This window comes from Stutzerimonas stutzeri (assembly GCF_024448955.1).
GTDB lineage: Bacteria > Pseudomonadota > Gammaproteobacteria > Pseudomonadales > Pseudomonadaceae > Stutzerimonas > Stutzerimonas stutzeri_AQ.
The window spans coordinates 148,038-162,007 of sequence record NZ_JAMOIH010000009.1 but is presented as its reverse complement, the minus strand read 5'-3'; the positions used below and the strand labels follow the sequence as shown (position 1 = coordinate 162,007).

13 protein-coding genes are annotated in these 13,970 nt (G+C 62.9%); 10 read left to right on the top strand and 3 right to left on the bottom strand.

The window, feature by feature from the left end:
* Positions 1-59: 59 nt before the first annotated feature.
* Together NA645_RS11775 and NA645_RS11770 are read left to right on the top strand one after the other, a co-directional pair.
* Positions 60-2,537: a TonB-dependent siderophore receptor gene (locus NA645_RS11775; protein WP_256048973.1), complete on the top strand. Its 2,478-nt coding sequence runs from the start codon at positions 60-62 to the stop codon at positions 2,535-2,537.
* A 69-nt stretch (positions 2,538-2,606) separates the two neighbouring features.
* Complete coding sequence (locus NA645_RS11770; protein WP_256048972.1) at positions 2,607-3,788, top strand: PepSY-associated TM helix domain-containing protein; 1,182 nt, start codon at positions 2,607-2,609, stop codon at positions 3,786-3,788.
* Positions 3,789-4,071: 283 nt separating this feature from the next.
* On the opposite strand, the gene NA645_RS11765 is transcribed toward NA645_RS11770, so the two are convergent.
* From NA645_RS11765 to NA645_RS11755, 3 genes are all read right to left on the bottom strand, one after another.
* Entirely contained in the window at positions 4,072-4,473 is a 402-nt protein-coding gene (locus NA645_RS11765; RefSeq protein WP_256048971.1) for a DUF1850 domain-containing protein, read from the bottom strand.
* On the bottom strand, positions 4,470-6,497 hold the full coding sequence (locus NA645_RS11760) for a TRAP transporter permease (RefSeq protein ID WP_256048970.1): 2,028 nt from the start codon (positions 6,495-6,497) through the stop codon (positions 4,470-4,472). The genes NA645_RS11765 and NA645_RS11760 overlap by 4 nt, the downstream gene beginning before the upstream one ends.
* A gap of 141 nt (positions 6,498-6,638) precedes the next feature.
* Positions 6,639-7,592 (bottom strand): TAXI family TRAP transporter solute-binding subunit, encoded by a 954-nt coding sequence (locus tag NA645_RS11755; protein WP_256048969.1) that lies wholly within the window; start codon positions 7,590-7,592, stop codon positions 6,639-6,641.
* 397 nt (positions 7,593-7,989) lie between these two features.
* Here NA645_RS11755 and NA645_RS11750 point away from each other — a divergent pair, with 397 nt between their 5' ends.
* The 8 genes from NA645_RS11750 to mdcE all read left to right on the top strand — a co-directional run bounded on the left by NA645_RS11750 (position 7,990) and on the right by mdcE (position 13,935).
* The gene (locus tag NA645_RS11750; protein WP_256048968.1) at positions 7,990-8,418 is read left to right on the top strand and encodes a DNA methylase; all 429 of its coding nucleotides are present in this window, start codon (positions 7,990-7,992) and stop codon (positions 8,416-8,418) included.
* A 180-nt stretch (positions 8,419-8,598) separates the two neighbouring features.
* Positions 8,599-8,841, top strand: coding sequence for a hypothetical protein (locus NA645_RS11745; RefSeq protein WP_256048967.1), 243 nt, complete (start codon positions 8,599-8,601; stop codon positions 8,839-8,841).
* Between the two features lie 41 nt (positions 8,842-8,882).
* Positions 8,883-9,320 carry a YqaA family protein gene (locus NA645_RS11740; protein WP_256048966.1) on the top strand — a complete coding sequence of 146 codons (438 nt, stop codon included), beginning with the start codon at positions 8,883-8,885 and terminating at the stop codon, positions 9,318-9,320.
* A gap of 117 nt (positions 9,321-9,437) precedes the next feature.
* Positions 9,438-11,114, top strand: coding sequence for a malonate decarboxylase subunit alpha (mdcA, locus tag NA645_RS11735; protein WP_256048965.1), 1,677 nt, complete (start codon positions 9,438-9,440; stop codon positions 11,112-11,114).
* Positions 11,114-11,992, top strand: coding sequence for a triphosphoribosyl-dephospho-CoA synthase (locus tag NA645_RS11730; RefSeq protein ID WP_256048964.1), 879 nt, complete (start codon positions 11,114-11,116; stop codon positions 11,990-11,992). The genes mdcA and NA645_RS11730 overlap by 1 nt, the downstream gene beginning before the upstream one ends.
* 2 nt (positions 11,993-11,994) lie before the next feature.
* The gene (locus NA645_RS11725; RefSeq protein WP_256048963.1) at positions 11,995-12,294 is read left to right on the top strand and encodes a malonate decarboxylase subunit delta; all 300 of its coding nucleotides are present in this window, start codon (positions 11,995-11,997) and stop codon (positions 12,292-12,294) included.
* Complete coding sequence (locus tag NA645_RS11720) at positions 12,287-13,153, top strand: biotin-independent malonate decarboxylase subunit beta (protein WP_256048962.1); 867 nt, start codon at positions 12,287-12,289, stop codon at positions 13,151-13,153. The genes NA645_RS11725 and NA645_RS11720 overlap by 8 nt, the downstream gene beginning before the upstream one ends.
* Positions 13,150-13,935, top strand: coding sequence for a biotin-independent malonate decarboxylase subunit gamma (mdcE, locus tag NA645_RS11715; RefSeq protein ID WP_256048961.1), 786 nt, complete (start codon positions 13,150-13,152; stop codon positions 13,933-13,935). Before NA645_RS11720 ends, mdcE begins: the two co-directional genes overlap by 4 nt.
* Positions 13,936-13,970 lie beyond the last annotated feature (35 nt).

Sequence of the window (13,970 nt, the reverse complement as noted above, 5' to 3'; positions counted from 1 at the left end):
GCGTCGCTGGGCATAACCGCATCGATCACGATTTTTTTGCTCTCGCAAAAGGATGACCCATGCGCTCCATCGCTCCGCTTCGCCGTTCCAGTCTGTCCCGCGCCATCCGCGCCGCCATGTTTTGCTTGCCGCTGACAACGCTCGTCGCCTCGCCGACGGTGCTGGCACAGGCGGCCAGTCAGCAGGAGATGCGCGGCTACGATATCCCAGCCGGTCCGCTGTCCAGCACGCTGAGCCGCTTTGCCGGCGAGGCTGGCGTGATGCTGTCGGTCGATGGTCGTCTCACCGAGGGCCGCGAATCGGCTGGCCTGCAGGGACAGTACAACGTCGCGGAGGGCTTCGATGCATTGTTGCAGGGCAGTGGTCTGCAGGCGGTGCGCGATGAACGTGGCACTTACTCGCTGGCGTTATCGCCGCCTCGTGAACAGGCCGAGGCCGTCGAGCTGAAGCCCATGGTGGTCGAAGGTTTCGCGCTGGGTAACGCCCTGGGCGAGATGGAAGGCTACAACGCCACCCACAGCAGCGTGGCGACCAAGACCAGCATGCCGTTGGTGGAAACCTCGCAGACGGTCTCGGTGGTCACCCGCCAGCAAATCGAGGATCAGGGTTCGCGTTCCATCGCTCAGGCGGTTCGTTATACGCCGGGATTGATGAGCACGCCCTACGGCGCCACCACTCGCTACGATTATGTCGCCATGCGCGGCATCACCGATGGCTCGGTGGACAACCTCTACCTCGACGGTCAAAAGCTGCTGGGCGATAGCGGTACCTACAGCAGTCTGCAGGTAGACCCCTATTTCATCGAGCGCATCGACATCCTCAAGGGGCCGTCATCGGTGCTTTATGGTCGCAGCCTACCCGGCGGTCTGGTGGCGATGACCAGCAAGAAGCCGCAATACGAAGCCAGCCGGCAGATCCAGCTGTCCTACGGCAGCGAAGACAACAAGCAGGCCGCTTTCGACTTCACCGGTCCGCTGGATGATGAGCGGATCGCTTATCGGCTCGTTGGAGTCGTCAAGGATGCGGATAACCAGGTCGATGGCGTCGAGGAAAAGCGCTATGCGGTGATGCCGTCGCTGAGCATCGACTTCACCGAAGATACCCGCCTGACCCTGCTTGCCATGCTTCAGCACGATCCCGAGAGCGGCTACCATGGCGGTCTGCCGGCAGATGGCACCATCACTTCGCACAATGGGCAACGCATTTCGCGCAGCTTCTTTGAAGGCGACGAAGACTACGAGAAATTCGAGCGCGACCAGCAGATGATCGGCTATCAGCTGGAGCATCGCTTCAACGATGTGGTGTCCGCCCGCCAGAATTTCCAATATCTCGATTCGACGGTGGAGTCCGGGCAGGTCTACCAGTATGGCTATGCCACGGCGGATGAGCTGGTGCGCTACTACACCGGTGCCGACGAAGTGCTACATGCCTGGACCATCGATAACCAGTTGCAGTTTCTTTTTGATACCGGCGCGCTCAGCCATACGCTGGTAACGGGCCTGGATTATCAGCGTCGAAAAGCCAAGGTCGACTACGACGCAGGTAGCGGATTGAGCAATATCAACCCCTACACCGGCAGCGTGAGTGCCGCTAGCCCGACCTTCTATCACCAGTACGATGAATCGCGTGAGTTGGAGCAGACCGGACTTTACGTGCAGGACCTGATCAGCTTGGGCAACTGGCGATTCTCTCTGGGCGCACGGCAGGATTGGGTCGACGTCTCGTTCGATCAGACCGAATCGATTTACGGTGATCAGTCCGATCAGTCGAAGCTCGAGCAATTCACCGGACGCATCGGGGTGCTCTATGCCTTCGACAACGGCTTGTCTCCCTACATCAGTTATTCCGAGTCGTTCAATCCCAACGCCACCGGCGCCTATAACTTCGATGGCAGCGCCTACGACATCAGTTTGCTTGATCCCACCGAAGGCGAGCAGGTTGAGCTCGGGCTGAAGTATCAGCCTCTTGGTACGGATGATCTTTATACGATTTCGCTGTTCGACCTGAAGCAGTCCAATCTGTCGAGCAAGGATTCCAACGAGAACTTTTTCCGCTCCGTTGGCGAAATCACCTCACGTGGTGTGGAGCTGGAAGCGCGTCTGAACCCGCTGGCAAACGTCAACGTGTTAGCCAGCTACACCTACATGGATGTCGAGTACAGCAAGGACTACATCGGTACGGCGGGCATCAACAACCGTGGCAATACGCCCAACGCAGTGGCACGCAACATGGCGTCGTTGTGGACGGACTACACCTTCGATCAGGGTTTGATCGCCGGCCTGCAAATCGGCGGTGGGGTGCGTTACTTCGGCAAGAGCTGGGCGGATGCGGAAAATACCCTGCGTATCCCGTCCTACTCTCTGTATGACGCCATGCTCGGCTATGACATGTCGCGCGTCGGGCTGGACGGCGTGGGTGTACGTCTGAACTTGAACAACCTGACCGATGAAAAATACGTGGCGGCTTGCAACAGCCTTAACCAGTGTTACTACGGCGAAGAGCGCAACGTCATGGCCACCCTGACTTACGATTTCTAAGGTTGACGTTCGCGCCGCCGGCTTTAACGGGCTGGCGGCTTTGTGCTTTCTGTAATACGGAAATTGATGATGCGTTACCTCCTTGTTCTGCTGCACCGTTACATCGGTCTGGCCACCGCGTTGTTCCTGTTTCTCGCGGGCATTACCGGCGCGATCCTGGCCTTTCACCACGAACTGGACGAGTGGCTGAACCCCGAGTTCTACCACACCACCAGCGAAGGCCCGGTGCTGGCACCGGGTACGCTGGTCGAGCGCGTACAGCAGGCCAACCCGCGGATGCAGGTCTGGTACATGGAGTTCCCCGACGAGCCGGGTCACGCTGCGTTGATGGCGCTGGTGCCGCGCAACGATCCGGCCACCGCCAAGCCTTTCGATATCAAACCTGTGGTGCAGTACCTCGACGTGGTGACCGGCGAGCCGGTGGGGACACGCTACTGGGGCGAATGCTGTTTCTCGCGGGAGAACTTCGTGCCTTTCATGCTGGAGTTTCACTACAACCTGTCGCTGCCGGGCAACTGGGGGCTGTGGCTGATGGGCATCGTGGCGATCGCCTGGACGCTCGACTGCTTCGTCTCGCTGTTGCTGACCTTCCCGCGTGGCCGGCCGTTCTTTGGTAAGTGGTGGACGTCATGGAAGATCAAGCGCCAGCGCATGAACCACGACGTGCACCGTGCCGGCGGTTTGTGGCTGTGGCTGCTGCTCACACCGGTGGCGGTCAGCAGCATTGCGATGAACCTGCCCGAGCAGGTGTTCAAACCGGTGGTGTCACTGTTCTCAGCGGTGGAACCGAGCGTCTACGAGGCGCGAGGCAGGCTGCCTAAAGAAGAGCTGGGCACCACGGCCTACGATTTCCATCAGGCCTATGACTACGCCATGCAGCATGCGGCCGAGCTGGGCCTGAGTGAGCCCATCGGCGAACTGTACTACAGTTTTGAATACAACTTCTACGGCGCCGGCTTCGGCGATCACGACAGCAACCAGGGCAATGCCTGGCTGTTTTTCCATGGCACTGATGGGACGCAGTTGCTGGGGCAGGAAATACCGGGGCAGGGCACCCTGGGCGAGCAATTCCACATGCTGCAGCCGGCGATCCATGGCGGGCGCATCCTTGGCATGCCGGGGCGGATTCTAATAGCGGTGCTGGGCGTGGCGATTGCCGTGTTGTCGGTGACCGGTGTGGTGATCTGGTGGCGCAAGCTGCGCGCGAGGAGGGCGGCGGCGCTTAGGCGGGAGGCGGAACTGGCGGTTTGACGGATCGCCCACACTGATCGTGGGGTCGGTTGTCGAGCGGACCTGCCGTCAGGCTGATGTCTGATCGTGCCACGCTCATGCGTGGGCACGCCTGGTGGCTTGCGTCTGGATCACAGCACCGGTTGGAGGAGTCCCACGCAGGAGCGTGGGAACCATCGGGGCCATGGTGCAATGAATCGCCTCTCACCGATTCATTCTGCGCACCGAGGTTGGGCGCGGTTTTTATGCTTTGCTGGGGTGCGGAGCGCACCCTACTGCGGAGTCTCGAGCGGACTTGCTGTAATCAAGAGGAACTGTTTGCCGGCACGCTGCAACTCCACAGCTCCAGCGTGGGCTGCTCCGAAGTGGGCGGGCCGAGCCATTCGCTCAGCGCGTGGCAGCGCTGGTCGAAACACAGCTGATAATCGCCGGCTTCAGGGGTTCGCCCCACACGCAGCGGTTGCAGAGGCGGCAGCTGGCGCTGGTAGTGCCAGCTGCCGTCGCGCAACTGGGCGTCATCCGGAACTTCCATGCCGGCGCCGGTGCCCTTGATCCGCGCTTCGCCGAGCAGCAGCCCGTCCGGCGTCACGCGGTAGTCTTCTTCCCAGCGGATCTTCTCGATGGTGTGGTTCCACGCCAGGGTGAAGGCGGGTGTGGGCAGTTGCGCCCACACCACACCGGCCAGCCCCAGGCACAACCCGATCACGCTGCCGCCAGACGCTCGGCGCGGCGGGCGCGCCAGACGTGCTGGGCTACCAGGGCGATCCCCAGGGCGAAGCCGATTTCGTCGCTGATCGGCATCGCCAGGATCAGGGCGAATCCGGCCCCAAGTGCCCACAGCCGTTCCCACAGCGGCATGCGTATGCTCAGGTGGCCTGTTACCGCCATGCCCCACAGGCACACCGCGAAGAGTGCCTTGACCACCATGTAGACAGTGGCCAGCCAGCTATCGCCTTGCATCATCAGCGCCGGATCGTAGACCGCCATGAAGGGCACGACGAAGCCGGCGGCAGCGATACGGATCGCCCAGAGGCTGATCTTGAAGCCGTTCTCGCGTGCGATCGGTGCTGCGGCGAAGCAGGCCAGCGCTACCGGCGGCGTCAGGTCGGCCATCAGCCCGAAGTAGAAGACGAACATGTGCGAGACGATCAGCGGCACGCCCAGCTGCTCCAGCGCCGGTGCGGCGATGGCGCTGGTGATGATGTAGTTGGGAATGGTCGGGATGCCCATGCCCAGCACCAGGCAGGTAATCATGGTCAGCACCAGCGAGAGAAACAGGTTGTTCTCTCCGATGGCCAGGATGTAGCCGGCGAAGGTGCTGGCGATGCCAGTCAGCGAGACGATGCCGATGATCACCCCCACCAGCACACAGGCGATACCCACCGGGATCGCATGGCGCGCGCCTTCCACCAGGGCGAACAGGCAGGCGCGCAGGGTGTCGCGGCCACCTTTGATGAACCAGCAGACCACCACTAGCGACGCGATGACACCAAAAATCACCCCGATGCCAAGCTGGAAGAAGCCGGCGCAGAGCACGCCCAGCGCAATCCAGAAGGCGGCGCGCAGCCAGAAACTGCTGGCTTTGAGAATGATCGCCGAGCCGAGGATGACGATGGCCGTCAGTGCCAGACCGACAGTGCCGGAGAACATCGGCGTGCGACCGGAGAACAGCAGGTAGACCAGCACGAACAGCGGAATCAGCAGATACCAGCGTTCCTTAACCGCACTCCAGGCGCTCGGGCATTGGTCCTTCGGCAGGCCCTTGAGGTCCTTGCTGCGGGCTTCCAGATGCACGATCCAGAACACCGCGAAGAAATACAGCATGGCCGGAATCAGCGCCGCCTTGGCCACTTCGATGTACGGCACGTTGATGGTTTCGGCCATGATGAAAGCCACGGCGCCCATTACCGGCGGCATGATCTGCCCACCCATGCTGGCCGTGGCCTCCACTGCGCCGGCGAAGGCCGGTCGGTAGCCGAAGCGTTTCATCAGCGGAATGGTGAACTGCCCGGTGGTGACCACGTTGGCCACGCCGGAGCCGGTGATGGTGCCCATCAGCGCCGATGACACCACCGATACCTTGGCCGGGCCGCCGGTCTTGTGGCCGAACATGCCCATGGCGAAATCGGTGAACAGCTTGATCATCCCGGCCTGCTCGAGGAAGGAGCCGAACAGGATGAAGAGGAAAATATAGGTGGCCGAGACATACGTTGGCGTGCCGTAGAAGCCCTCGGTACCGAACGACAGCTGGTTGATGATCTGATCGAAACCATAGCCACGGTGGGCGAAGTCGCCCGGCAGGTACTCGCCGAACAGACCGTAGGCCAGGAAGATCGCGCAGATGGTCGGCAGTGCAATGCCCATCACCCGGCGGCCTGCTTCGAACACCAACACGGTGAGGATGATGCCGATGTACATGTCGGTAGTGGTCAGGTCACCCGAGCGTTGAACCAGATCGCCCTCGAAATACCACTGATAGAAAGCCGTCGCCATGCCGGCCAGGCCGAGTAGCCAGGCCAGCGGCTGCCAGGGGCGGCCATTGCCTTTTGCCGGGTAGCAGAGAAACACCATCAGCAGCAGGAAACCGACGTGGCCCGCGCGCAATACCTGGCTAGACACCGGATGAAAGGCGGCGGTAATGATCTGATAGGTGGAAAACAGCAGCGCGACGTAGAACAACGTCTTTGGCCATTCGCTGGGACTGCTGTGCAGCCCTTGGGTCTCGCTCATGGGATGGCTCTCTCGGAAAGATTGAAGCGTCGCGCCAGTGCGGAGCATGGGCGTTCTTCGTGATGGCCCGGGATGCGGACCATCAGGCTATGCAGTCTTGAAGGCAAACCGGGCGGGTACCAGACCCGCCCGGCCCGGCTGTCACTTGAGGACGCCGGCTTCCTTGTAGTAGCGCTCGGCGCCCGGGTGCAGCGGGATCGGCAGACCTTCGGTCGCGGTTTCCAGCTTGATATCCTTGGCTGCGGAGTGGGCGCTGGACAGGTGATCGAGGTTCTCGAAGATCAGCTTGGTCATCTGGTAGGCGACGTCATCGGAGACCTTCTCGTGGCTGACCAGGATATTGGTGATGGCGGCAGTGGGAATGTCCGCGTCCTGACCGTCATAGGTGCCGGCCGGAATCATCTTCGACTGGTAGGCGGCGCTGCCGATCTTGGCAACCACGTCCTCGGGAACCGCGACGAAGGTGATCGGGACCATGGCCGCCAGATCGCGAATCGCCGCCATGCCGAGGCCGGATGATTGCAGGGTGGCATCCAGCTGACGGTTCTTGATCAGCTCGACCGACTCGGCGTAGGGCATGAATTCCACGCGGCCCATGTCCTCGTAGGTCAGGCCGGCGGCCTTGAAGATGGCGCGGGCGTTGAGCTCGGTACCGGATTTCGGCGCGCCGACGGAGATGCGCTTGCCCTTCAGGTCTTCCAGGGTCTGGATCCCGGACTCCTTGCTGGCCACGATGTGGATGTAGTTCGGGTAGGTGGCGGCAATGGCGCGCAGACGCTTGAGCGGGGCCTTGAAGCCGGCATCCTCGACGCCGTTCCAGGCATCGTCCACGGAATCACCGAGGGCGAAAGCCAGCTCGCCGCGACCGGCCTGCAACAGGTTGAGGTTCTCTACCGATGCCTTGGTGGCCTGAACGGAGGTCTTGGCGCCGTCGATCTTGTTGTACTGCTGCGACAGGGCTACGCCGATCGGGTAGTAAACGCCGCTGGTGCCGCCGGTGAGGATGTTGATGAAGGTCGGCGCAGCGACGGCTGCGGTGCTGGCAGTGAAGGCTGCAGCGGCAGCAAGCAGGCCAAAGCGTTTGGTCAGTCTCATGATGTAACTCCGTTTCGTTGTTATTGGTTTTCGCAACCCTTGACGATAGACGATCGGCCGCAGCTTCAAAGGCTGCAAGGACAAGAAGGGCGGTTACGGCGGCGGGTAAGCTTTCACTAGGGAAAAGCGGGCGCGCTGTGCGGCTTTCTTGTCTTGGTAATCGCATCGGGCTAGGCAGGAGCAAGCACGAGCCGTGCCATACACCCTCAGGGCTCTGCCACGTTGAGTTAACGCGTCTATTCGAAGGGTATTGGCAATAAACCGCTCACCATCCTCAAGCAGTAGGCGGAAACTTGCCGATGCTAGGGCACGCCGACGGTTACTTGGATGGATAAATCTCGAACCTAGCGCCATCGCCGTCGTCGCATCATGAAGAACAGCTGAAATGAGGCGCCAAATGGCACGCGAAATTAGCGCAAAAGACCTAGGTATCGAAATCGAGAAAGGCGAAGGCGACTTGTTCAAATGGTTCATCGCCAGCTTCCTGTTCGGCAAGCGCATCCAGCAGGATATCGCCGCCGAGGCCTATCGGGTCATCGTCGACAAACACAAGCGCGACACGTCGAGAAAGCTCTGCAACTGCAGCCGGCAGCAATTGGTAAGCATGCTCGGCGAAGGGCGCTATGTGCGTTACGACGAATCGACCGCCGAACGCCTGCTCAAGCTGTGCGGAAAGCTCAACAGCGAGTACGGCGGCAAGCTCGGCAACATCCGTGAGCAGAGCGAAAGCCGTACGGCGCTGGAAAAGCGCCTTGCCGAGTTCGAGGGTATCGGGCCGAAGACGGTAGAGATCTTCATGCGCGAGGCGGCGAAGGTCTGGTACTGAATTGTTTGCTCGCTTTTCGTAAGAGCGAGTTGCGCGCGGACCTGATCAACCTTCTTCCGAGTGTAAGGACCAGGCGTCCCCTTGAGCTACAAGTACTACCCTATGCCGCTTTGCCGAGCGGTGCTTGCGCGAAGCGCCGATCCGGCTAAAGTGGCGCCAGCTCCCTACCGAAGCCCTGCCATGCGTTTCTTGTTCCTTGTCTTCAGTTTCTTCCTACCGCTGCTGGCCTTTGCCGGCCCTGCGCCTTACTACCAATGGCAGAGCAAGGCCGACGGCACCGTTATCTGCCGTCAAACGTCGCCCGGTCATGGCTGGGAACTGCTCAATGGCCAGCCGTTCCGCGACCTCAATTGCACCATGCCCGCCGCTCGCGTAGAGCGTCCCACTGCTGTGCCGGGCTTCCGCCCGCAACCGGGGCGCTGAGCCCAGGCTTCGCGCCACGGCTCTGCTGATTTGTAGCGCTCATGTTCGAGCTGTCAGGTTACTTCGGCTTGTTTCTTGCGGCTTTTGCCGCTGCCACATTGCTGCCGGCTCAGTCCGAAGCGGTGTTGGTCGGGCTGCTGCTTAGCGAGTCGTTCTCGCCATGGGTGCTGCTGGGCGTGGCTACGTTCGGCAACGTCTTGGGTTCGCTGGCCAACTGGCTGATCGGCCGCTACATCGAACGCCTGCATGGCAAGCGCTGGTTCCCGGTGAGCGAGAAACAATTGGACAAGGCCCAGCGCGCCTACCACCGCTACGGCCGATGGTCGCTCTTGCTGAGCTGGGTACCGATCATCGGTGATCCACTGACGGTGGTCGCCGGAACCCTGCGTGAGCCGCTCTGGAGTTTCCTGCTATTGGTGACTCTGGCCAAGGGTGGCCGTTATCTGCTGCTCGCTGGCGTTACGCTGGGCTGGCTCTAAGGGCGCCGCAGAGCCATCGTTAACCTCAGCGTAACGAAACGCCCCTCAGCTTGATTGATGACTCTTCGGTCATCTCCCTACTGTGCGCTCCACAAAGCGGAAACCTGTGGAGTCAGCATGACAACAACAATATCCCCACCGCCGCAGTGGTCGCGTCGTCGCGCTGAAAAAGCCCGGCGTCTCGACCAGGTGCGCAGTCTTGCGGACGGCGTGGTCCTGCCGAGCGACAAGATTGTCGCGGCGCTCGAAGCGCTGATCGCGCCGGGTGATCGGGTGGTACTCGAAGGCAACAACCAGAAGCAGGCGGACTTTCTCTCGCGATCCCTGGCGCAGGTCGATCCCGGCAAGCTGCATGATCTGCACATGATCATGCCCAGCGTCAGCCGCGCCGAGCATCTTGATCTGTTCGAGCGGCAGATCGCCCGCAAGCTCGACTTCTCCTTCGCCGGCCCGCAGAGCCTGCGCATCAGCCAGCTACTCGAAGACGGCCTGCTGGAAGTCGGCGCCATCCATACCTACATCGAACTCTACTCGCGCCTCTTGGTGGATCTGATCCCCAACGTCGCGTTGGTGGCCGGCTTCACTGCCGATCGCGAGGGCAACATCTACACCGGCCCCAGCACCGAGGACACCCCGGCGTTGGTCGAGCCCACGGCCTTCAGCGACGGTATCGTCATCGTCCAGGTCAACCAGATCGTCGACGACCCACGCGACCTGCCACGGGTGGATATCCCGGCCAGCTGGGTCGATTTCGTCGTGGTCGCCGACAAGCCGTTCTACATCGAGCCACTGTTCACCCGCGACCCGCGCCACATCAAGCCGGTGCACGTGCTGATGGCGATGATGGCGATCCGCGGCATCTACGAGAAACACAACGTCCAGTCGCTCAACCACGGCATCGGCTTCAACACCGCCGCCATCGAGCTGATCCTGCCGACCTACGGCGAATCCCTGGGCCTGAAAGGCAAGATCTGCCGCAACTGGACGCTCAACCCGCACCCGACGCTAATCCCGGCGATCGAGACCGGCTGGGTCGAGAGCGTGCACTGCTTCGGCACCGAGCTGGGCATGGAGAACTACATCGCCCAGCGTCCGGACGTGTTCTTCACAGGCCGCGACGGCTCGATGCGTTCCAACCGCATGATGTGCCAGCTGGCCGGACAGTACGCGGTGGACCTGTTCATCGGCGCCACTCTGCAGGTGGATGGCGACGGCCATTCCTCTACCGTCACCCGTGGGCGCCTGGCTGGCTTCGGCGGCGCGCCGAACATGGGGCACGACCCGCGCGGTCGTCGCCATCCGACACCGGCCTGGCTGGACATGGCCATGCCCGGCGGCGAAGCCCCGGTAACCATGCTCGAGCGCGGCAAAAAGCTGGTGGTACAGATGGTCGAGACCTTCCAGGAAGGCGGCAAACCCACCTTCGTCGAGCAGCTCGATGCGGTGGAGGTGGCGAAGAAGAGTGGCATGCCGCTGGCGCCGATCATGATCTACGGCGACGACGTCACCCACCTGCTCACCGAGGAAGGCATCGCCTACCTGTACAAGGCGCGCTCGCTGGAGGAACGCCAGGCAATGATCGCCGCTGTGGCGGGCGTCACCAGCATCGGGCTGCGCCACAACCCCAAGGACACCGAGCGCATGCGCCGCGAAGGGCTGATCGCGCTGCCGGAAGACCTCGGCATCCGCCGCAACGATGCCTCTCGTGAATTGCTGGCGGCCAAGAGCATTGCCGAGTTGGTCGATTGGTCCGGCGGCCTCTACAACCCGCCTGCCAAGTTCAGGAGCTGGTGATGAGTGCACTCATTGCAAGTCAGCTGCAGCCCTCGCTGGCTGAGCGGCTGGCGGATCTGGCGGTGCAGGTGCTGATCGACGAAGCGGACCTTTCACCCAAGCCTGGATTGGTGGACCGGCGCGGCAATGGCGCGCACGACGACCTGCATCTGGGTCTGATGCACGCTTCGGCCAATGCTTTGTGGCCAGCCTTCAAGGTGATGGCTGAAGCAGCACAAATGTTTGGTGGAGTCGGCCAGCCTTTGCGCGAAACCCTCGGCCGACTGGGCCGTGAAGGTGAGGCGGAGATGCTGCGCGTCACCGGCGGAATCAACACCCATCGCGGCGCGATTTGGGCGCTGGGGCTGCTCTGCGCGGCGGCGGTTTTGGAAGCTGATGCACCAGACGCTCGACGCATCGCCGATACCGCGGCGGCACTAGCCCGGCTGAGCGATCCGGCCGCGCCGCACAACCCCGATAGCCATGGCGCACGGGTCTGCCGCCGCTACGGCGTGCTCGGTGCGCGGGAACAGGCGCAGCACGGCTTTCCCGCCGTGATCGAGCACGGTCTGCCGCAACTGCTGGCCAGCCGCCATGCGGGTGCTGGCGAGCAGAACGCCCGGCTCGATGCGCTGCTGGCGATCATGAGCACCCTGACCGACACCTGCGTGCTGCATCGCGCCGGGCTGGAAGGGCTGACCTGCATGCAGGCCGGTGCCCGTGCCGTGCTCGAGGCCGGTGGTGCCGCCAGCCTCGCCGGTCGTCGCCAGCTGCGCCTGCTCGATCGCGACATGCTCGCCCTCAACGCCTCGCCGGGGGGCGCCGCCGATCTCCTGGCCGCCACCCTTTTCCTCGACCGCCTGGCGCCGCATGCGCCGGCGCCGACTGGGAGCAACTGAACATGGAAACCTTGTCTTTCGAATTTGCCGCCGGCCAACCCGCCCGCGGCAAAGCCCTGGTCGGCGTGGTCGGCTCGGGCGATCTGGAAGTGCTGCTCGAACCCGGCCAGGCCGGCAAGCTGGCGATCCAGGTGGTCACCTCGGTCAATGGCGCCGAGCAGCGCTGGCAGCACCTGTTCGAGCGGATGTTCCGCGAGCAGATGCCGCCAGCCTTGAACATCGATATTCACGATTTTGGGGCCACACCCGGCGTAGTGCGTCTGCGTCTGGAGCAGGGATTGGAGGAGGTCGGCCATGACTGATTCGTCTGCTAACAATGTGGCCCGTTTACTTCAGTCGCGCAGCTTCGTCGAACTCGGCGCCCGCGAGCGCGCCCGCGCGCTGCTGGACGAAGGCAGCTTCCGCGAACTGCTCGATCCGTTCGACCGCGTCACCTCGCCCTGGCTGCCGAAGCAGGGCATTGTCACCCAGGCCGATGACGGCGTGGTGGTCGCGAAAGGAACCATTAACGGCCAGCCGGCAGTGATCGCCGCCATCGAAGGCGCCTTCCAGGGCGGCAGCATGGGCGAAGTCGGCGGCGCGAAGATCGCAGGCTTGCTGGAACTGGCTGCCGAAGACAACCGCAACGGCATCCCGACCCGCGCCGTGCTCTTGCTGGAAACCGGTGGCGTGCGCCTGCAGGAAGCCAACCTGGGGCTGGCGGCCATCGCCGAAATTCAGGCGGCCATCGTCGAGCTGCGCGACTACCAGCCGGTGATCGGCGTGGTCGCCGGTTCCGTCGGCTGCTTCGGCGGCATGTCCATCGCCGCCGGGCTGTGCAGCTACCTGGTCGTCACCCGCGAAGCCCGCGTCGGCCTCAATGGCCCGCAAGTGATCGAGCAGGAAGCCGGACTCGACGAATACGACTCCCGCGACCGCCCCTTCATCTGGAGCCTGACCGGGGGCGAGCAGCGCTACGCCAGCGGCCTGGTGGACGCCTATGTCGCCGACGACACCGATGCCATCCGCGATCAATTGCATGAGCTGTTTGCCTTGGGCAAACCTGCGCAGCCGCGCAGCCGCCGCCATGCCTGGTACCTGCAGCGCCTGGCCGACGCCGACACCCGCACCCAGCTCAACGCCGCCGCGGTGCGTGCCCTCTATGAAGGAGATGCCCAATGAACCGTGGACTGAACTGGTTGCAAGCCCTGGCTGGTGGCCAGGAATTGGCGGGCTATCCGGCCTCGGTGAAGGTCATCGACGGCACACTCGGTGACCGTACCGCGCGCTACATCGCCGTGGTGCCGGATGCCGAAAATCCATTCCCGCGCGCGCGCAATGGCGAAGTCGGCCTGCTCGAAGGCTGGGGCCTGGGCAAGGCGGTCGATGAAGTCATCGAAGCCGACCGCGACAAGGCCGACAAGCGCGTGCTGGTCGCCGTCGTCGACGTGCCGAGTCAGGCCTACGGCCGCCGCGAAGAAGCCTTAGGGATTCACCAGGCGCTGGCCGGTGCAGTGGATGGCTATGCCCGTGCACGGCTGGCCGGGCATCCCGTAGTTGCCCTGCTGGTTGGCAAGGCTATGTCCGGTGCCTTCCTCGCTCACGGTTACCAGGCCCAGCGGATCATCGCGTTGCGCGATCCGGGTGTGATGGTGCACGCCATGGGCAAGGCCGCCGCGGCCCGCATCACCCTGCGCAGTGTCGAGGAACTCGAGGCGCTGGCCGAGTCCGTGCCGCCAATGGCTTACGACATCGACAACTACTCCACCCTCGGCCTGCTCTGGGAAACCCTCTCGGTGGACAGCATTGAGCAGCCCTCGGCGGACGACCTGCAGCGTGTGCGCGACTGTCTCGCCAAGGCCGTCGCGGACATCGGAGGTAGCAGCGATTTGCGCGGCCGCCTCGGTGCGGCGAATCGCGAGGCGTCGTCGCGGGTGCGGGAGATGCTGCGCGCGCAGTGGTAACGGCGTGCGGCGGTGAATCAGCCTCAGTGGTCCGG